Below are 19,141 nucleotides of genomic sequence, written 5' to 3' on the forward strand. Positions count from 1 at the left end.
GAGGTCCCGTCGTGGCGGGGGTTCGGTGCCCCGCGGGGTCCTACCGGGGGAAGACCGTGTCGCGCACCGCGCGGATGACGTCGTCGAGCTCGGTGACCTGGGCGAGTAGCTCGTCCCGCAGCGGCGGGTCGGCGCCCGAGGCGCTGCTGGTGAGTGCCAGCCCGACCCGCTGTACACGCTGGAGCACCTGCTCGGAGAGCGCGAGCACGAGCCGTTCGCGTTCCTCGAGGTCCCGGACGGCCTCGCGGTCGCGCCGGCCGCGGGCCAGCTCGAGGGCCGTCGTCGCGTGGGCGGCGAAGCCGTGCAGCATCTCGGCCTCGATCGCCCCGAACACGTCCTCGCCCGCCGGCCGGGTCAGGGTGAGCACCGACCGCGTGCCCGGCCCTCCGGGCGAGGTGGCCAGGCGCACGGCGAGGACGGACCGGACCTCGGGGGCGCGGTCGACGACGGTGGTGGTGCGGGGATCGACGACGGCGTCCGCGACGAGCACCGGGCCGTCCGCGTCGAGGGCGGCCTGGGTGATCGAGCCGGCGGTCCCCGCCGAGCGCCCCGCCCAGTCCGCGACACCGCCGGCCGCCGCGGTGACGTGCGCGGTCCCCGGCTCGGCGTCGGCGACCTCCGTGACGGCCGCGCCGTGCGCGCGGGCCACGTCCACCGCCGTGTCGAGCAGGTGCTGGATCTCCGCCTCGGGCGCCAGGTCGCCGGACAGGAGGCTGCGGGCCAGCCGCGCCGATGCCGCCTGCCAGCGCTCGCGGCGCCGCGCGGACTCCAGCAGCAGCGCGTTCTCCACCGCGATCCCGGCCGCACCGGCCAGGGCCGTCAGGAGCTGCTCGTCGTCGGGGGTGAAGCCGCCCTCGTGGGCACTCTCGGTGACGTAGAGGTTGCCGTACACGGTGCCGCCGGCCAGCAGCGGCACGCCGAGGAACGAGTGCATCGGCGGGTGGTGCTCGGGGAAGCCCACCGACGCCGGGTGGGTGGCGAGGTCCTGCAGCCGCAACGGCCGCGGGTCGTCGATGAGGGTGCCCAGCACGCCCTTGCCCTGCGGGAGCTCGCCGATGCGCTCCACGGTGAGGTCGTCCATGCCGGCGTGGACGAAACGGATGAGGCGACTCTCCCGGACGACGCCCAGCGCGGCGTAGCGGGCGCCGACCAGCGTCCGGGCGCTCTCGACGATGCGCTGGACCAGATCGTCGAGCTCGAGGCCCGCGGTGATGTGGTGGGTGGCGTCGAGCAGGCCGCGCAGCCGTCCCTGGGTGAGCTTGACCTCGCCCGCGCGGGCGATGAGCTGGTCGAGGAGCTCGTCGAACTCGAGCCGGGCGACCGAGGGGAAGGCGAGTCCCGTCGACGGGGTCGCGGGCTCGGGGCGGTCGGGCACGACACCTCGCAGGGACGCCGCTCGATGGAGCTTGCCAGCCCATCGTGCTCTGACCGGATCACGTGTCAAGTGAGCCTGCAGCGCATCACCACGTGGCGGCGAGCGCCACGCGGACCCGGGCGTCGACGAGCCGGCAGGCGTCCGGGGTGCAGATCACGGGGTTGAGGTCCATCTCGGCGATCTGGGGCAGCAGCTCGGCCAGCCGGGCCACGCGGGCGATCACGACGGCCAGCCGGTCACGGTCGACCAGCCGCGCGGCGACGCCCCGACGCAGGGGCAGCTCGTCGAGGAGCTCGCCGAGGTCGGTGGTGGTCATCGGGACGAGCCGGTGCCAGCGGCGGTCCGCGACGTCGGTGTCCGTGCCCCCGAGACCGGCGGTGACGAGCGCGCCGAAGTCGGGGTCGCCGGCCACGCCGACGAGCATCTCGACACCGGGCGGGGCCATCGGCTGGACGATGGTGCCCCGCCACGCGTCGCCGAAGCGTGCGGCGAACCCTTCCACCGCGGCGCGCACGGCGGCGTCGCCCTGCACCGCCAGGGCGACGCCCCCTCGCTCGGACTTGTGCACCACGCCCTCGGCGACGACCTTCAGCGCCACGGGCCCGTCGACGTCCCGCGCGGCGGCGACGGCCTCCTCCACCGTCGCGGCGGTCTGCCCGGTGATCAGCTCGAGGCCCGCGGCGCCCAGGAGGGCACTGCACTCACCGTGGTCCAGCCAGCCACCCTCCGGCGCGCGGACGAGCGCGGCCGCGATGACCTCCCGGGCCGCCGCGAGGTCCACCGGGTGCTCGTCCGCGGACAACGGTCGACCCGGCTCGCGGGCCAGGTCCGCGCCGCGCCGGACGAGGTGGGCGAGGGCGCGCACGGCGTCGGCGGGGTCGGCGAACGACGCCGCGCGGGCGAGACCGGCCGGGTCGCTCACCCTGGTGGTCCGCGGCCGCTGGCCCAGGGCGACCGTGACGACGGGGATGTCGCGGCGCCCCGGAGCGGCGAGGACGCGGCCGAGGCCCGCACCGGGGTCGCCGAGCGCGGTCGGGCAGGTCACGGTGAGGACCGCGTCGACCTCCTCGGCATCGCGCAGCACCTCGAGGCAGGACGCGAAGGTCGTCGCGTCGACCGCGGCGGTGGTGTCGACGGGTCCGGTCGTGGTCGCCGTCGCCGGGAGCAGGGCGTCGAGACGCTCCCGGGTGGCCGGCGCCAGCGGGGGCACCCGGAGTCCCGCCGCCACGCAGGCGTCGGCGGCCAGCACGTTGGTGCCGCCGGCGTTGCCGAGCACCGCGATCCGGTCGCCGGGCGCGGGCGAGCTCGTGCACAGGGCGGCGAGGGCGCCGGCGAGCTCACCGAGGTCGTCCACCGGTTGCACCCCCGCCTGGCGGTAGAGCGCGTCACGGCGCACCGCGGGGGTGGCCGAGGCGGCGGTGTGCGAGGCGGCGGCCCGTGCCCCGACCTCGCTGTTCGCCGCGCGGACGGCCAGCACCGGGACGCGGGCCGACAGGCGGCGGGCGAGGCGGGAGAAGGCGCGCGGGTTGCCGAAGGACTCGACGTGCAGCACCGCGACCTCGGTGGTGGTGTCCTCGGACCACCACGCCAGGAGGTCGTTGCTGCTCACGTCGTAGCGGTCGCCGACGGAGACGAGGGTGGAGACGCCCAGGCCGAGACCGCGCAGCGCCTCCAGCACCGCGATCGCCACCCCGCCGGACTGGGTCACCACGCCGACGGGACCGCGGGGTGCCGGGCCCGGGGCGAACGTCGCGTCGAGCCGCACCTCCGGCTCCGTGTTGATCGCTCCGAGGCAGTTCGGCCCCACCAGGCGCATCCCGTGCCGGTGGACGGCGTCGAGGACGGCCCCGTCGACGCCGGCGGCCGCGAGCCCGGAGGTGACGATCAGGACTGCCCGGGTCCCGCGCCGTCCGCAGGCCTCGACGAGCTCGGGCAGGGTCTCCGGGGGCGTGGCGAGCACGGCGAGGTCCGGCGGCGCCGGCAGGAGGTCGACCGACCCAGCCGCGGGCACGCCGGCGATCACCGAGGCGTGCGGGTGCACGACGTGCAGCCGGCCCGTGAAGTGGCCCGCGACCAGCGAGTCCAGGACGGCGCGCCCCACCGAACCGGGACGCCGGCTCACCCCGATCACGGCGATCGACCGTGGCCGCAGCACCGGTCCGAGACCCGCGCGGGCGGCGTGGGCAGCCCGGGCGAACGCGGCCGTGGTGTACGCGGTGGCGGCGGCGGGATCGTCGGGATCGGGCAGCGTGATCGCGATGTGGAGCGACGGGCCGTCCTGGCGGCGCTCGACCGGCAGCCCGAGATCCGAGAACACCCGCCGCATCGCGGTGTTCTCGGCGAGGACCTCCGCGGTCCAGTCCCGGATACCGCGACGGGCCGACTCCCGCACCGCCCGTTCGAGCAGCGCCGTCCCCACCCCGTGCGCCTGCATGCGGTGGCTCACGGCCAGCCCGACCTCCGCCTGCTGCGGGTCGTGGTCGGCCGTGGCGAGGTGCACGGCGCCGACCAGCTCGGCACCGAGGTACGCGCCCCACACCTGCTCACCCGTCGCGGCCCCGGCCGCGTACTCCTCGAGCCCCTCCCGGGAGACGGTCGCGAAGCGCAGCCAGCGGTCCCGCAGGGGCAGGTCCCGGTGCAGCCGGGTGAGTGCGCCGGCGTCGGCGGCGTCCAGCCGGCAGATGTCGACGGTGCTCCCGTCGGCGAGCACCACCCGCTCGTGGAGGGCGTTCGGGGACCGGTCGAGGACGCTCATGGCTCCATCCCAGGCGCTGCGACCCTGCGTCCGGCAGGGCCGACGGGCCGTCGTCCGCGGGACCACGGCCGCCGTCGTGGTGCCTGCCCCGGCAACGAGAGCCGTCGTCCTCGGGACCTCCGCCCCTGGTGGCCGATCCAGGAGGGGACGACGATGGCCGCCGGAGTCCGTCTGCGGAGGGAGGGCGCCGTGGTGACGGTCACCGAGGGCGGCGCGGCGAGCCCGGAGCGGATCGCCGCGCTGTTCTCGTCGTTGACGTCGATCGCCGAGGGGCTGGACCTCGACGCGACCTTGCGCCGGATCGTGGAGGCGGCGGTCGAGCTGGTGGACGCCCGCTACGGGGCCCTGGGTGTCCTCGACGAGGCCGGTGCCGGACTGGCCCGCTTCGTCTACACCGGGCTCGACGAGGACGCCCGGCGCCGGATCGGCGAGCTGCCCCGGGGACACGGCCTGCTGGGCGAGATGATCCGCCGTCCCGAGCCGCTGCGGCTCGCGGACCTGCACGAACACCGGTCGTCGGTCGGCTTCCCGCCACACCATCCGCCGATGGACAGCTTCCTCGGCGTGCCGGTCCGCATCCGCGGGGTCGTCTTCGGCAACCTGTACCTGACCGAGAAGCGCCACGGAGGGTTCACCGACGACGACGAGGCGGTGATGGTCGCGCTCGCCGCGGCCGCGGCGGTCGCGGTGGAGAACGCCCGGCTGCACCAGGACACCCGGCGGCTGGTCGCGCAGGCGCAGCGTCGGCAGCGCTGGCTCGAGGCGTCCGGCGAGATCACCACCCAGGTCCTCGCCGGCGCCGACCCGACCGAGGTGCTGGTGCTCGCCGCGGAGCGGGCCACGGAGCTCACCGACGCGGTGGGAGCGGTGATCACCACTCCGCCGACGGTGACGAGCGACGGTGAGCCCCCACCTCCGGTGCGGGTGACGGTCAGCGTCGGGCTGGAGGACCGCCTGCCGGTCGGCGCCCGGGTGGCGCTGGAGGCGTCACCGCTCGCGGCGGTCGCCAGGACCCGGACACCGCGGGTCGAGGACGACCTCGTGCTCGCCGTGGAGGGAGAGGACCACCGGTTGGGCAAGGCGTTGCTCGTGCCCCTCGACGGGGCCGAGATGATCACCGGTGTGCTGGTGGTCGTGCGCCGCGCGAACGCCGACGACCTCGACACCGAGGGCCTGTCGACCGTGGCGTCCTTCGCCGACCAGGCGGCGCTGGTGCTGCGGCTGGCCGAGTCGCAGCGCGCCCGCCGACAGCTCGACATCGCGAACGACCGGGAGCGCATCGCTGCGGATCTGCACGACCACGTGCTGCAGCGCCTGTTCGCTCTCGGGCTGGGGCTGCAGGCCACGCAGGCCCGGTTGCGGGGCCACCCCGTGGCCGCGGGGCGGATGAACGAGGCGGTCGACCAGGTCGACGGCATCGTCCGGGACATCCGCACGAGCATCTTCGACCTGCACGCCGTCGGCGGCGCGCCGGGGCTGGGGGGCCGACTGCGCGGGGCGGTCGCGGAGATGTCGGCGCACGTCGACGTCGAGCCGGTGGTCCGGCTGTCCGGTGCCGTGCACGCCGTGCCCGAGGACCTCGCGGTGCAGGCCGAGGCGGTGGTGCGCGAGGGTGTCTCGAACGCGGTGCGTCACGGCGGCGCGTCCTCGGTCGTCGTCACCGTGTCGGTGGACGACGTGCTGGCGGTCGACGTCACCGACGACGGGGTCGGCATCCCCGACACCGTCGCACGCAGCGGGCTGGCCAACCTGGTGGCCCGGGCGCAGGCCCTGGGTGGGGACGCGACGGTGGGCCGGCGCCCGACCGGGCCGGGCACCCGGCTGACCTGGTGGGTCCCCCTCGACCCGCCCGCCTCGGGCGAGGGCGTCTGACCGCTCCGGTGCCGCTCAGGCCGTCTCCGCGTGGGCCCCCGCGCCCGCCCACACGCTCGCCTCGTCGACCTGGGCGAAGGCGAAGTGCCGGACCTCCGGGTGCAGCAGCGTGCCGGCGATCCGCGCGGCGACCCCGACGGGCTGGCCGTCGACGGCCAGGGCGACGCGGGCGATGCGGCGCTGGTGCCCGCCGACGAACCGCAGGTGTTGCACGAGCGCTCCGACGTTCTCCCATCCCGGGAACGAGGGGGCGTGCAGGACGAGCCCGGGCAGTTCGGTGTGGTCGGCGAGCCAGCCGTCCACCGCCGAGGCGATGGCCTCGACGTCCTCGCGGCGGAGCGCCTGATCGACGTCGACCACGACGACGCCGGCGGCCGGGTCGACGCGCACGGTGGCCGGCCGTCCCGGCAGCGACTCCAGCCAGCGCAGGGCCTCGTCGCGCTCAGCGGCGCCGAAGACCCGGGCGTGCCCGGGCAGGAAGAAGCCGGCGAGCCGGGTCATCTCGCGCACCCAGGTGAGGTCGCTGACCACGGCACAGCCCTCGAGGTTGCGCATCGCGGCGAGCCCGAGCTTGACGTCGGCCCACGCGCCGTCGGGGGTGAGGCCGCGGAACTCCTCGTCGACGATGCAGAGGAAGCGCAGGCGGCGGCCCTCCCGGGCGGCGGCCTCGAGCATGGGCACGACGACCGTGTCGTAGTCCTCCCGGCTCAGGGTGCCGACCGCGCGGACCGCGTCGATGCCCGACGGGACGTCCGGATATGTCTCGATCATGGGTCGAGTGCACTCCCGCAGGCCGCCGGGGACACCGGCCGGACGGCCCGGACGCCCGGGTCGCTGGTCCCGGAGAGACGCGACGCCGCGAGCCGGGGACCGGGGTCGCCCGCAGACGGGCCGTTGGTCCCTGACCCCGCGCCGGCCTCGGGGCGACGGTCACGACGAACCCGCCGACCGGCGGGCCGATCCCGACCGCAGAGCGGAGGAGTCATGAGCGAGCAGACCACCGAGGCACGTCCGGGACCGCGGACGCGACCCAACGGGATGTCAGGGGTGCCGGCGCCGGCGCAGGCCCAGGAGTCGAGCGCCTGGGCGGGCTGGGTGCGCTTCGGCGCGATCGTGATGCTGGTGGTCGGCGTCTTCGGCGTGATCGAGGGCCTGGCGGCCATCCTGACCCCGACGTACTTCGTCACCGCCACGGGCACGGTGCTCGTCCTGTCGTGGGCCACCTGGGGATGGGTCCACCTGATCCTGGGCGCGCTCGTCGCGATCGTGGGGGCGACGCTGCTCGGCGAGGCGCCGGGCTGGGCCCGGGGTGCCGGGATCGGGCTCGTCGCACTGAGCGCGATCGTGCACCTGACCATCATCCCGGTCGCACCGGTCTGGTCGATCGTCGTGATCGCGCTGGACGTCGTGATCCTCTACGCGCTCATCACGACCTGGGGCGAGCCGCTGCGTACCCGGTGACCGGCGTGTGGGACCGAGTCCGCCCGGCGATGCGCCGGAGGCGACGCCTCCGGCGCACCGCTCCGCGGGATCAACGGTGGTGGCGGACGGGGATCTCCACGCGGTCCACCGGCGCCGGCGGCGCGGGCAGGGGGACGCGGACGGTCAGGACCCCGTCGGCGTAGGTCGCGGTGATCGTCGTCGGGTCGGTGTGCGGCGGCAGGGCGAGGTCGCGGGCGAAGCGGCCCGTGCGCCGCTCGTGGCGACGCAGCACGCCGCTCGCCGGCTCGGGCTCCCGATCCGCCTGCAGCGTCAGGCGTCCGTCCTCCGCGGCGACGGTGATGGCGTCGGGGCCGACACCGGGCAGTTCCGCCTCGACCACGACGGCGCCGTCCTCGACGCGCTCGTCCAGGGTGATCGGGGCCGGGCGCGGGTGACGTCCGAGCAGGCTGTCCGACACCGGCGCTCCCATCGTGTCGATGACGGCGCGGACACCGCGCAGCAGGGCGGCGGGGAAGCCGGTGGGCGCCGCGCCGGTGTCCGGTGACGCCGCGCCGGTCTCGGGCTCGGTCTCGATCCGGGTCGCGGGCGCCCGGCCGGTCGTGTCTGGTTCTCGGGTCGCGGCGCGTCGCGCGCCGGTCGTGGTGGCCATCGTGGTCCTCCCGTGGGTCGGGCTCCGGCCGTCCGGCGGCCGGGCCACCAGTCCGTCACCCTCCGCGCGACCGGAGCAGGGCCGGTGGACCCGTCGGGAGGCGACCGAGGGCCTCGCGCGGCGTCCTACGCCGGCACGGGGGCACCGTCGGTGCGTTCGGTGGCGGGACGGGCGGACCGGTGGCGCGGCGCGGCCGACTCCTGGGCGACGAACGCCCCCAGGTCCCGGACGCTGTCGAGGAACTGGGCCGGGAAGACGATGGTGGAGTTGCGCTCGATGGCGATCTCCGAGAGCACCTGGAGGTTGCGCAGCTGCAGGGCGATCGGGTGGTCGGTGATGACGTCGGCGGCTTCGGCGAGCTTCCCGGCGCTGAGGGCCTCGCCCTCGGCGGCGATCACCTTGCCGCGCTTCTCCCGTTCGGCCTCGGCCTCGCGTGCCATCGCCCGCTGCATCGACTGGGGGAGCTCGATGTCCTTGAGCTCCACCAGCTCGACGAGCACCCCCCACCGCTCCGTGGTCCGGTCCAGGATCTCCTTGATCGACTCGTTGAGGGTCTCGGTGTCGGAGAGCACGTCGTCGAGCGAGGAGCGGCCGACGACGTTGCGCACCGTCGTCTGGGCGATCTGGGAGATCGCGGCCTGCACGTTCTCGATCTCCACGATGCACTTGACCGCGTCGACCCGGCGGAAGTAGGCGACGCCGGCGACGTTGATGGAGACGTTGTCCCGGGTGATCACCTGTTGGGAGGCGATCGGCATCGTCACCGTCCGGAGGGTGACCTTCCGGAGCCGGTCGGCGACGGGGACGGTGAAGCGCAGACCGGGCTCGCGGACGCCGCGCAGGCGCCCGAACCGGAACACGACCCCGCGCTCGTACTCCCGGACGATCGAGACCCCGATGCTGCTCATGACGTGTCCTCCCGGTGCGTCGGGCCCGCGCTCGACGGACCACCTCGCCCGACCAGACGCGACGGGGCTCGCCTCCCGACAGGACCGGACGTCACCCGGCGCGCGGCACAGGTCCTGATCCCGCCACCGGATCCGGGCCGGAGGGCCTGCCCGACGAGGACCGATCGCTTCTGGGGAGCGCACCGCCGCGGGCGCAGCCTCCGGACCTCGGCGCGTCCGACCCCGGGAGGAACCCATGATCTTCGACGATCGCGAGGACGCCGGGCGGCGGCTGGCCGACCGCCTGCGGGAGCAGACGGGTGGGGACGTCGTGGTGCTCGGGGTGGCGCGCAGCGGCGTCCCCGTCGCCGCCGTCGTCGCCCGGGCCCTCGACGCCCCGCTGGACGTGGTGGTGACCCGCAAGCTGGGTGTGCCGTTCCAGCCCGGAGCGGCCCTGGGAGCGGTCGGCGAGCACGGGACCCGGGTGGTGGACGACGACCTGGCGCGCACGGTGGGCACGAGCGAGGCGGAGCTGGCCGAGGTCGAGCGCCGGGAACGGGAGGCCGTCACACGGATCGTGGAGCGCTACCGGTCGGTGCGGCCGCGGGAGTCGCTGGCGGGCCGGACCGCCGTGGTCGTGGACGACGGCGCGATCACGGGCAGCAGCGCCCGGGCGGCCTGCCGCACGGTCCGTGCCCGCGGCGCGGCGCGCGTCGTGCTGGCGGTGCCGGTCTGCCCGCGCGATGCGCTGCCCGCGCTGGAGGAGGCGGCCGACGAGGTCGTCACGCTCGAGGTCGCCCGCGAGCTCCGCGCGATCGGCGAGGCCTACGCGGTCCACCCGCCCGTCGACGACGACGAGGTCGTCGCCGTCCTGCGCTCACGCGCACCGGTCCGCTCCACCGGGCCGATCGACGGCGAGCCGGTGGCCCACGTCGACGTCCGCGTCGGCCAGGCCTCCGTCGCGGGACACCTCGTGGTGCCGGTCGAGGCCACCGGGCTGATCGTGTTCGCCCACGCGAGCGGCAGCGGCCGCTTCGACCCCCGACACCGGGAGACCGCCCGGTGTCTCCGCGCCGCCGGCCTGGCGACGTTGGTGGTCGACCTGCTGACCCCCCGCGAGGAGATTGTGCGCGAGCGCGTCTTCCATACCGGGATGCTCGCGACCCGCCTCGCCGCGGTCGTCGCCGACGTCCGGGACCGCCCGGTCTGCCGTGGCCTGCCGATCGGCCTGCTCGTGGAGCGCACGGCGGCCGCGGCGGCGCTCGCCGTGGCGGGACGGGTGGACGTCGCGGCCGTGGTGTGCTGCAACGGTCGGCCCGACCTGGCGGCGCGGGAGCTCCCACGGATCACGGCGCCCGTCCTGCTGGTCGTCGGCGACCGGGACCCGGTGCTGGTCGAGCTCAACCGCCGGGCCCGGCAGGCGTTGGCCCCGACCAGCCGGCTGCGGGTGGTGATGGACACCGGCGCGATCGACGGGGAGCACGCGGCGCCCACACGGGCGGCCGAGCTGGCGTGCGACTGGTTCGCGCGCCACCTGCCGAGGGCGACCGCACCGCTCGACGACCGTGCCCCACGGGCCGTCGTCCGGGTCGGGTCGTGACCGGCGAGGAGGAGCTCGTGGGACCGGGCGGCACCTGGCGGAACGAGCTCGGCGCGACGATGACGCTGGTCGCGTCGCCCGACGGTCTGCTCAACGGCGTCTACGAGTCGCACGTCGGCCACGCCGCGGGGCGCTACCCGCTGGCCGGGCGGTTCGACGCGCGGCCACCCGCCGACGCCCACGCGGCGCTGGGATGGACGGTGGTGTGGAGCAACGAGCAGGGGAACGCCCATTCGGTGACCACCTGGTGCGGGCGCTACGACCCCGACGCCGACCTGGTGCACGCCACGTGGCTGCTGACCGCCGAGGGCGCGGAGCACACCGGTTGGTGTTCCACGCGGGTGGGGCAGGACCTGTTCATCCGCCTGGACGCGGCGGCCCGGCACGAGGGGAGCACGCCGGCCGCCGCGTCGTCGACGTGACGGTTCCGTCCGCCGCGCGGATCCGACGTGCGACCGTGGACTCGTGAATCCGGACGACTCGGTGCGGGGTGGACCCGAGCAGCCGCAGGGCTGGACCTTCCTGACCAACCACGGGCACGTCATGATCGCGCTGGCCCGCGATCCCGGGATCCGGCTGCGGGACGTCGCCCTGCTGGTCGGCATCACCGAGCGGTCGGTGCAGTCGATCGTCGCGGACCTCGAGGGCGCGGGGTACGTGCGCCGGGTCCGGGTCGGTCGGCGCAACCGCTACGAGGTGGACCCCACGGTCCCGCTGCGCCATCCCGCCGAGCGAGAGCACGCGATCGGCGAGCTGCTCCGCGTGTTCGCGCCGCTCTGAGGGGGCGACGCGGCTCGGGTGTTGCTGAGATACACGAAATGTGCTTCCCTCGTGGTGTCGGTGGAGGGGAGTATCCCCCGCGTCCTCGTCGTCATCACGGACATGGCCCCCGTCCCCCGGGACGGTGGCGGTCCCGGCGGGGCGGGCTCCGTGGCCGGGGCCGGGAGAGACCTCCGAGTGGTGATCACTTGGAGGCTTCTGTGGACGTTCCGACGTGGGTGTGGCCGGCGGTGCTCGCCGGCATCGTCCTGATGCTCGTCGTCGACCTGGTCGCGCACCGGCGCGCCCACGCCAGCGGGGTGCGGGAGGCGGCGGCCTGGTCGGGCCTGTGGGTCGTGCTCGGGGTCGGCTTCGGCGCCACCGTGTGGTGGGTGTGGGGCGCCGAGTTCGGCCAGCAGTACTTCGCGGGCTACGTCATCGAGAAGTCGCTGGCGGTCGACAACGTCTTCGTGTGGGCGGTCATCTTCAGCTTCTTCGGCGTGCCCCGCGCCTACCAGCACCGCGTGCTCTTCCTCGGCGTCGTCGGCGCCCTGGTGCTGCGCGGAGCGTTCATCGCCGTCGGGGCCGTGCTCATCGCGAACTTCTCGTGGGTGCTCTACCTCTTCGCGGCCTTCCTCGTCGTCACCGGCGTGCGCATGGCGGTGCAGCGCGACGCGCATGTCGACCCGTCGCGCTCCCGCGTCCTGCGCCTGTTCCGGCGGCTGATCCCGATGACCGACGCCTACTACGGGCAGCGTCTGCTCATCCGGCGCGGGGGCGTCCTGCTCGCCACACCGCTGCTCGCGGTGCTCGTCCTGGTCGAGGCGACCGACGTGGTGTTCGCCGTCGACTCGATCCCGGCCATCTTCGCGGTGACCGACGAGCCGTTCCTCGTCTTCACGGCCAACGCGTTCGCGCTGCTCGGGCTGCGCGCGATGTACTTCCTGCTCGCCGATCTGGTGCACCGCTTCGTCTACCTCAAGCTCGGGCTCGCCCTCGTCCTGGTGTGGGTGGGCATCAAGATGGCTCTCAAGGTCGACGTGGCCTACATCCCGACACCGATCTCCCTCGCCGTCATCACGGTGATCCTGGCGGTCGCGGTCGGGGCCAGCTTGTGGGCCACGCGGGGCCGTGCAGTCTCCGCCGTCGCGCCCCCGGAGGGCTCCTCACCCTTCCGCGAGGCACACGAGGCCGAGGTCCGGGAGCTCGAGCCGGTCCTCCGGCGCCCGACCGGTCGACACCGCCCGTCGGTGCACCGTCGGTGAGGGGCCGGGCCCGGCGCCCACGCCACGGCCGTCCGCCGGGAACCGCGGGACCATCGACCCTCGTCGGGCACCCGGGCGCGTCCCACCATCACGGCATGACGACGACAGCAGGAGAGCCCGCGACCCGTCGAGCCGGCCCGGAGCAGGCCGCTCCGGCCGCTCCGGCGCCGGACGATGAGCGGTTCGCCGACGTCTTCGACCGCGGGCTGCGCCGGGGCGCCGCGATGGTCGGCCAGGTCCAGGACCGTCTGCCCGCGAACCCGGTCCCGGTCTACCTCGGGATCACCGCACTCGCGGTGACCGGCCTGGTGAGCTGGCCGGTCGCGGTGGCGGCGGGCTGCGGGTACGCCGCCTTCCGCCACTGGGAGCCCCAGCCGAGCGGGACACCCCATCCGGTACCGCCGATCGACTGATGGTGACGGGGCCACCGATCGCGGCGCGCCCGACGAGCTGAGGAGGCACGGTGATCGAGAGGATGACCGACGTCCCGCCCGAGATCGACGCCGTTCGCGCGGGGGGCGTGCTGACCCGGGGGGAGTACGACGCCGTCGTGCTGCCCCTCGTCCAGGAGGCCGAGCGCTCGGACCGGATGCTGCGGGTCCTGTGCCGGGTCGAGGACGACTATGCCGGTGTCACCCCGGCCGCGCTCTGGGAGGACCTGCGGCTGGGCCTGCGCGCCATGCGGCACTTCGCCGCGTTCGCGGTGCTCACCGATCTCGGCTGGATGCGGACGGCCTGCCGGCTCGCCGCGTGGACCACGCCCTACCCGTTGCGCGCGTTCACGACCGTCGAGCGCGACGACGCCGTCGCCTGGCTCCTCGCGGTCGACGCCGGCCCCCGCATCCACACGCGCACCTACCCCGCGGCGGGCGTCGTGGTGGTGGAGGTCGACCGCGCCCTGCGGACCGAGGACATCGACGCCCTCGGCGCCGCGGTGGACGACGAGTTGCGGTCCGCCGGTGAGCTCCGAGGGCTGGTCGTGCACGCCCCGGGCATCCCGGGGTGGGCGAACCTGCCCGCGCTCTGGCACCACGTCGGCTTCGTGGCGGGCCACCAGCACCGCGTTCGGCGTCTCGCCCTCGCCCTCGACGGCGTCGTCCCGGCCGCGGCGGCGACGGTCGCGGACGCCACCCTGCACCCGCAGGTCCGGCACTTCCCCTACGAGGACCTCGACGAGGCGATCGGCTGGGCCGGCAGCGAGGACGGTGTCCCGCTCGGTGCGGCCGGGGCCACCGGCACGCTCCGCGGGCCACGACCGACGTCCCCGGACGACGAGTCGTGATCGCCTGGCTCTGGGTCCCGGTGGGGCTTCCCGCGACGTTGATGGCCCTGCTCCTGCTGCTCGATGTCCTCGACCGCCGGGTCACCCGCGACGCCGGGTCCCCCGCCCCGACCGATCGGGAGGCCCCGTGAGCACGACCGCCGAGCGCCCCACCGCCAGCGCGGTACGGCCCCTGAGCGCCGTCCGCGCGGCCGACGCGGCCGACGTCGGTGGCAAGGCCGCCCACCTCGGCGAGCTGATCGCTGCGGGGTTCCCCGTCCCCGACGGGTTCGTCCTGCCGGCGGAGGCCTACCGGGCGGCGATGGACGCCGCTGGGGTCCGGGCCTCGCTCGCCGCCGGGCACGACGAGGCGCGGGCCGCCCCACCCGACCGCCTGCCCGAGCTGTGCGCCGCCCTCGCCGACCAGGTCCGCACGGCCGGGATGCCCCCGGCGCTCGAGGAGCACGTCCGGGCCGCGTGGGACGGGCTGGGACGCCCGGTCGTCGCGGTCCGGTCGTCGGCGGTGGGGGAGGACGGGGCACAGGCCTCGTTCGCCGGGATGAACGCCTCGTTCACCACCGTGCGCACCGCCGACGAGCTGGTGCGCCGTGTCGTCGACTGCTGGGCGTCGCTGTTCGGCGAACGGGTCGTGGCCTACCGCGCGGCCCGGGGGTACGCCGGCGAACCCGCGATCGCCGTGGTCGTCCAGACGATGGTGGCGGCGCGGTGTGCCGGCGTCGCGTTCACCGCCGACCCGCGCACCGGCGAGCGCGATGTCGTCCTGATCGAGGCGGCCCGGGGACAGGGCGAGGTCGTGGTCGGCGGCACCGTCGAGCCCGACACCTACGAGGTGGCCGCCGACGGCCTGCGCCTGCGGTCGATGCGTGTCGGCGTGCAGAGCCACGAGGTCGTCCGGGGTCCCGACGGCACGGACGTCAGCGTGCCGCTGGACCCGGAGCGCGGGGCGGCCCCGGTGCTCTCGCCCGACGGGATCGTCGAGGTCGCCGCGCTCGCCCGGCGGGTGGAGGAGCACTACGGCCGGCCCCAGGACATCGAGTGGGCGCACGACGGCGAGCGGCTCTGGTTGGTCCAGGCGCGCCCGATCACCACCGGCCTCGACGGAGGCTCCGGGACGGGCGGTCCGGCCGAGGTCCTGCTGCGCGGCCTCCCGGCGACACCCGGTCGTGTGGCCGGCCCGGTCCGTGTCCTGCACAGCCCCGACCAGGGCGCTGCCCTGCAGCCCGGCGAGGTGCTCGCCGCCCCGCTGACCAACCCCGACTGGCTGCCGACGCTGCGCCGCGCCGCCGCGATCGTCACCGACACCGGCGGCGCGACGTGCCACGCGGCGATCGCGGCCCGCGAGCTCGGCGTGCCCTGCGTGGTCGGGACGCGGCGGGCCACCGTCGTGCTGACCGACGGCCGGATGGTCACCGTCGACGGCAGCACCGGCGAGGTGCTCGACGGTGACCGGACCGCCGGCGCTGCGGGCGCCACCGTCGCCACGAGGGCCACGGCGCCGCCGGCGGTCCGCGCGACACCCGCCGCACCGCCGGAGGTCGCCGCGGGGGAGATCGCCGCCCTGGGCACCGAGGTCCACGTCAACCTCGCGCTCCCCGAGGCGGCCGAGCGGGTGGCGGCGCGCGCCGACGTCGATGGTGTCGGCCTCCTGCGCGCGGAGTTCCTGCTGACCGCGGCGCTGGGCGGCGTGCACCCGCGCGAGCTGGTGGCCCGTGGGGAGCAGGAGCAGTTCGTCGACCGGGTCGCCGCGTCGGTGGGCACGATCGCGGCGGCCTTCGCGCCGCGGCCGGTGCTCTACCGCACGACCGACCTGCGCAGCAACGAGTTCCGCGGCCTGACCGGCGGCGAGCGGCACGAGCCGCCCGAGAGCAACCCGATGATCGGTTACCGCGGCGCCTACCGCTACCTGCGCGAGCCCGAGGTGTTCGCCCTGGAGCTGCGCGCGCTGGCCCGCGTGCGGCAGCGCTCGCCGAACCTGCAGGTGATGCTGCCGTTCGTGCGGACCCGGTGGGAGCTCGAGGCCTGCCTCGAGCTGGTCGACGCGAGCCCGCTGGGTCGGCAGCGGGGCCTGCAGCGGTGGCTGACCGCCGAGGTGCCCTCGGTCGTCTTCCGGCTGCCCGAGTACATCGCCTGCGGCATCGACGGGGTCTCGATCGGCAGCAACGACCTCACCCAGCTGATGCTCGGGGTCGACCGCGACAGCGAACGCTGCGCGGAGGTGTACGACGAGGGCGACGCCGCCGTGGTCGATGCCGTCGAGCGCATCATCGCCACCGCGCGGCGCCACGGCGTGCCCTCGTCGCTGTGCGGCCAGGCGCCGACCCGGCGTCCGCAGTTCGCCGAGGTGCTGGTCCGTGCGGGGATCGACGCGGTGTCGGTGGACCCTCACGCGGTGGACGCTGTGCGCGCGGCGATCGGACGAGCCGAGCGGCGTGTCCTGCTCGACGCGGCCCTCGGCCGGACCGCGCAGCGGTGAGAGAGAGGACCTCCGACCCGCTCGTCGCGCCCGAGCGGCCCGCCCGCCGGCGGCCACCCCGGTGCACGGTCGAGGGATGACGACGACCAGCACGTGGACGATCACCGTGGTCTTCGAGGACGGGGACGACGGCGCGACCTGGGCCCGCGCCGTGCTCGACGGCGCTCCGGACGACGTCGTCGGCCCGGGGGAGGTGCTGGCCGTCGAAGGACGTGCCGTGCGGTGGCCGGATCACCCCGCCGTGGCGGTCATCGGCCGGCAGATGGCCGCGGCGCGGGCGCTCGTCGCACTCGGTCACCGCCTCGGCGACCACGCCGTCGACGACGCGTTCGCCAACGCATACGGACGACCGGCCCTCGGCTCCCGTCCGGCCGGCTCGGTCCCGTCCGGGCCGAAGGCCCCTGCCCCGCTCACGGAGCGCGGGACACCGTCCACTCCATGACCTCGACGCACCGCACCGCGATCACCGCCGTTGCCCCGCCCGTGGTCGAGCTCCGCGGGGTGATCGGCACCGGTCTCGCGCCGTACGCGCGGGAGAAGGTGATCCAGGCGCTCGACCACGGCGTGCACCCCCTCGGGCCGGCCCGCATCCGGGTCGTGCGCCACGACGACCCGGCGCGCGAGAGACCGATCGTCGCGAGCGCCCACGTCGACCTCGCCGGCCGCCGTCTCCACGCCCACGTCGTGGCCGCGACACCGCGCGAGGCGGTGGATCTGCTCGTCGACCGGCTGCGCCGCCAGGTGGGCGACGCCCACGCCCGGCGGCAGCCGGCCCACACCGGCAGGTCGGCGCCCGCCGGCTCCGTCGACGGTGTGATCAGCCGCCACGACGTCGTGCAGGCCGTACCGACCTCGGTGGCCGACGCCGTCGCGATCATGGAGAGTCGGGACGAGGCCTTCCATCTCTTCGTGGAGCGGTCCACCGGGCGGCGCGCGGTCGTCTATCGCGGCGGCCCCACCGGGCGCCGGGTCGCCGTCGACGACGGCTCCGCCCCGCAGCCGCCTGGAGCGGCCGGCACGACCGTGAGCTCCCGCGCCGCGCGGACGACCGGTCCCGAGGGTGCGGCGGAGCAGCTCCGCCTCGGCGCCCTGCCGTTCGTGTTCTTCCACGACCCCGGGATCGGACGGGCACGTGTGGTGCACCTCGACGAACGCGGTCGGACAGTGCTCGTCGACGTGGAGACGGGTCTGACGGCCGCGCCGCCCGAGCCGGCCCCCTGACCGGCCTCGACGTCACGGTGGACCGCCGGGTCCCGGCGGCTCACCGCGCGCTGCTCGTGACCGGTTCCGTGACCCCGTCGGCAGGGTCGGTGGGACCGGCGGTCGCGCGTCCGGTCTCTGATCCGCCGGCCGGCCGGGAGGTGGGTGCCGGCGCGGGCGTCCCGGCGGGCGGCGTGCCCACGGGGGGCGGCGTCGCGGACGGACGTACCGGGCGCGGCGTCGCGCTGGACGGGGTCGCGGCCGACGGGATGGTGGGCCGGGTGGTCGAGGGGGTGGCGCGCCGGGTGGTCCACGGGGTGGCGCGCCGGGTGGTCCACGGGGCGGTGGGCCGGGTGGTCGACGGGGCGGCGTGCCGGGTGGTCCGCGGGGTGGTGGGCCGGGTCGTGGTCGACGGGGCGGCCGTGGGCTCGGTGCGCGAGGGTCCCGACGACGCCGGCGGCACGGACCGCACGGGCGACGAGTCATCGCCGGGCGGGACGGTGGACGTCCGGCCGACCGGCGTCCTGACGACCGGAGACACGCCGTGGTGCGCGTCGACCGGCTCGGCGGGCACGGGCAGTCGGCCGCGCGTCAGGGCCGGCAGCGGCGGCGGCTCGCGCGGGGCGACGAGGGCCGAGCCGCCGCCGGCGCCCGGTTCGACGGCTCCCAGCGCCACGGTCGCACCCAGGACCAGGCCTGCCGCCGTCGCGGCGGCGGTGGCGATGCGGACCGGGCACGCGGGCCGCCGGAGACGTGCGTTCGTCGCGCGGTCCCGGCAGACGGCCAGGTCCGCGGCGACCTGCCGGATCTCCGGACGCGCCGAGGGCTCGGTGGCGGTCATACGCGTGGCGAGGGCGCGCAGGTCGCGCGCACCGGTGGAGAAGGGGCGCAGGCGTGCGTCGAGGAGGATGCGTCCGAGCGCGAAGACGTCCGCCGGTGACCCGGTGTGGCCGGTCGACTGTTCCGGTGCCCGGTAGCCGGTGTCCTCGGGCAGGCCCGACCACCGCTCGACGAGGGCGGCGACGCCGCACTCCGCGATCATGGGGCGGGGGCCGCCGAGCAGGACCCGGTCGGGGGTCAGGGCGCCGTGGGCCGCCCCGGACCGGTGCACCGGCTCGAGCGTCCGCGCGAGCCGGTGGACGAGGTCGGCGAGCTGCGTCGCCGTCCACCGCCGGGTCAGGAGGCTCGCGAGCGTGGGACCGGGGACGCGCTGGCAGATCAAGAAGACCTCGTGGCCGTGCACGCCGCCGTCGTAGAGCTCCACGAGTCCGGGCCGGTGCAGGTGGATCGGCGTCACCGGGGAGGACGGCAGGGTCGGATCGGGGTCGGTGCCCGCCGCGGGCGCGACCAGGACCACCGCGACGGCGCGCCGCAGCCGCGTGTCCCATCCCTCGTGCACCCGTCGCCGTCGATCGGCGGTCAGGACGCGCCCGAGTCGGTATCGTCCGGCGACCTCGTCGGTGCGGGTGTCGGCCTGGTCCACAGCGTCTCTCCCGGTGGTCGGCCCCGACGAGCGTCGGGGGCCGGGCACGCCGTCGGCACGGCCGCAGGCACCGTGCGCGGGGGTCCGGACGGGCGGCC

Annotated in this window: 18 protein-coding genes; 12 read left to right on the top strand and 6 right to left on the bottom strand. The window is 75.9% G+C overall.

Translation table 11 applies throughout. The features are described from left to right. Positions 1 to 40 precede the first annotated feature (40 nt). Positions 41 to 1,375, bottom strand: a complete 1,335-nt coding sequence (locus ACFPK1_RS16440; RefSeq protein ID WP_378022013.1) for a GAF domain-containing protein — start codon at positions 1,373 to 1,375, stop codon at positions 41 to 43. A gap of 85 nt (positions 1,376 to 1,460) precedes the next feature. After that, the gene (locus ACFPK1_RS16445; RefSeq protein ID WP_378022014.1) at positions 1,461 to 4,130 is read right to left on the bottom strand and encodes a GNAT family N-acetyltransferase; all 2,670 of its coding nucleotides are present in this window, start codon (positions 4,128 to 4,130) and stop codon (positions 1,461 to 1,463) included. 189 nt (positions 4,131 to 4,319) lie between these two features. Between ACFPK1_RS16445 and ACFPK1_RS16450 the strand changes: the two genes are divergently transcribed. Next, positions 4,320 to 6,002, top strand: a complete 1,683-nt coding sequence (locus ACFPK1_RS16450) for a GAF domain-containing sensor histidine kinase (protein ID WP_378022015.1) — start codon at positions 4,320 to 4,322, stop codon at positions 6,000 to 6,002. Between the two features lie 15 nt (positions 6,003 to 6,017). Here the strand turns inward: ACFPK1_RS16450 and ACFPK1_RS16455 are convergent, their stop codons facing one another. Further along, on the bottom strand, positions 6,018 to 6,773 hold the full coding sequence (locus ACFPK1_RS16455) for a SpoIIAA family protein (protein WP_378022016.1): 756 nt from the start codon (positions 6,771 to 6,773) through the stop codon (positions 6,018 to 6,020). Between the two features lie 213 nt (positions 6,774 to 6,986). Between ACFPK1_RS16455 and ACFPK1_RS16460 the strand changes: the two genes are divergently transcribed. Next, positions 6,987 to 7,463 (top strand): DUF7144 family membrane protein, encoded by a 477-nt coding sequence (locus ACFPK1_RS16460; protein WP_378022017.1) that lies wholly within the window; start codon positions 6,987 to 6,989, stop codon positions 7,461 to 7,463. A 70-nt stretch (positions 7,464 to 7,533) separates the two neighbouring features. On the opposite strand, the gene ACFPK1_RS16465 is transcribed toward ACFPK1_RS16460, so the two are convergent. Beyond that, on the bottom strand, positions 7,534 to 8,094 hold the full coding sequence (locus tag ACFPK1_RS16465; RefSeq protein ID WP_378022018.1) for an Hsp20/alpha crystallin family protein: 561 nt from the start codon (positions 8,092 to 8,094) through the stop codon (positions 7,534 to 7,536). Positions 8,095 to 8,219: 125 nt separating this feature from the next. After that, positions 8,220 to 9,002, bottom strand: a complete 783-nt coding sequence (locus ACFPK1_RS16470; RefSeq protein ID WP_378022019.1) for a slipin family protein — start codon at positions 9,000 to 9,002, stop codon at positions 8,220 to 8,222. Between the two features lie 235 nt (positions 9,003 to 9,237). Between ACFPK1_RS16470 and ACFPK1_RS16475 the strand changes: the two genes are divergently transcribed. The 10 genes from ACFPK1_RS16475 to ACFPK1_RS16520 all read left to right on the top strand — a co-directional run bounded on the left by ACFPK1_RS16475 (position 9,238) and on the right by ACFPK1_RS16520 (position 17,581). Further along, positions 9,238 to 10,581, top strand: coding sequence for a phosphoribosyltransferase family protein (locus ACFPK1_RS16475; protein WP_378022020.1), 1,344 nt, complete (start codon positions 9,238 to 9,240; stop codon positions 10,579 to 10,581). Further along, positions 10,578 to 11,003, top strand: coding sequence for an avidin/streptavidin family protein (locus ACFPK1_RS16480; protein ID WP_378022021.1), 426 nt, complete (start codon positions 10,578 to 10,580; stop codon positions 11,001 to 11,003). Before ACFPK1_RS16475 ends, ACFPK1_RS16480 begins: the two co-directional genes overlap by 4 nt. Before the next feature lie 43 nt (positions 11,004 to 11,046). Next, on the top strand, positions 11,047 to 11,361 hold the full coding sequence (locus tag ACFPK1_RS16485; RefSeq protein WP_378022022.1) for a winged helix-turn-helix transcriptional regulator: 315 nt from the start codon (positions 11,047 to 11,049) through the stop codon (positions 11,359 to 11,361). A 200-nt stretch (positions 11,362 to 11,561) separates the two neighbouring features. Beyond that, complete coding sequence (locus ACFPK1_RS16490; protein ID WP_378022023.1) at positions 11,562 to 12,605, top strand: TerC family protein; 1,044 nt, start codon at positions 11,562 to 11,564, stop codon at positions 12,603 to 12,605. Between the two features lie 95 nt (positions 12,606 to 12,700). Continuing rightward, a complete protein-coding gene (locus ACFPK1_RS16495; RefSeq protein ID WP_378022024.1) occupies positions 12,701 to 13,018 on the top strand; it encodes a hypothetical protein in 318 nt (105 codons plus the stop codon). A 50-nt stretch (positions 13,019 to 13,068) separates the two neighbouring features. Beyond that, on the top strand, positions 13,069 to 13,887 hold the full coding sequence (locus ACFPK1_RS16500; protein ID WP_378022025.1) for a SpoIIAA family protein: 819 nt from the start codon (positions 13,069 to 13,071) through the stop codon (positions 13,885 to 13,887). Next, positions 13,884 to 14,018, top strand: a complete 135-nt coding sequence (locus ACFPK1_RS16505; protein ID WP_378022026.1) for a hypothetical protein — start codon at positions 13,884 to 13,886, stop codon at positions 14,016 to 14,018. Before ACFPK1_RS16500 ends, ACFPK1_RS16505 begins: the two co-directional genes overlap by 4 nt. Continuing rightward, a complete protein-coding gene (gene ppsA, locus ACFPK1_RS16510) occupies positions 14,015 to 16,360 on the top strand; it encodes a phosphoenolpyruvate synthase (protein WP_378022027.1) in 2,346 nt (781 codons plus the stop codon). The genes ACFPK1_RS16505 and ppsA overlap by 4 nt, the downstream gene beginning before the upstream one ends. A gap of 76 nt (positions 16,361 to 16,436) precedes the next feature. Beyond that, positions 16,437 to 16,802, top strand: a complete 366-nt coding sequence (locus ACFPK1_RS16515) for a dsRBD fold-containing protein (protein ID WP_378022028.1) — start codon at positions 16,437 to 16,439, stop codon at positions 16,800 to 16,802. Continuing rightward, positions 16,799 to 17,581, top strand: a complete 783-nt coding sequence (locus ACFPK1_RS16520) for a sigma 54 modulation/S30EA ribosomal C-terminal domain-containing protein (RefSeq protein WP_378022029.1) — start codon at positions 16,799 to 16,801, stop codon at positions 17,579 to 17,581. Before ACFPK1_RS16515 ends, ACFPK1_RS16520 begins: the two co-directional genes overlap by 4 nt. 40 nt (positions 17,582 to 17,621) lie before the next feature. Here ACFPK1_RS16520 and ACFPK1_RS16525 read toward each other — a convergent pair whose 3' ends face one another. Next, positions 17,622 to 19,043, bottom strand: coding sequence for a serine/threonine-protein kinase (locus ACFPK1_RS16525; protein WP_378022030.1), 1,422 nt, complete (start codon positions 19,041 to 19,043; stop codon positions 17,622 to 17,624). Positions 19,044 to 19,141: the final 98 nt, after the last annotated feature.

This window comes from Actinomycetospora rhizophila, from assembly GCF_042657905.1.
In the GTDB taxonomy this organism is placed as follows: domain Bacteria; phylum Actinomycetota; class Actinomycetes; order Mycobacteriales; family Pseudonocardiaceae; genus Actinomycetospora; species Actinomycetospora rhizophila.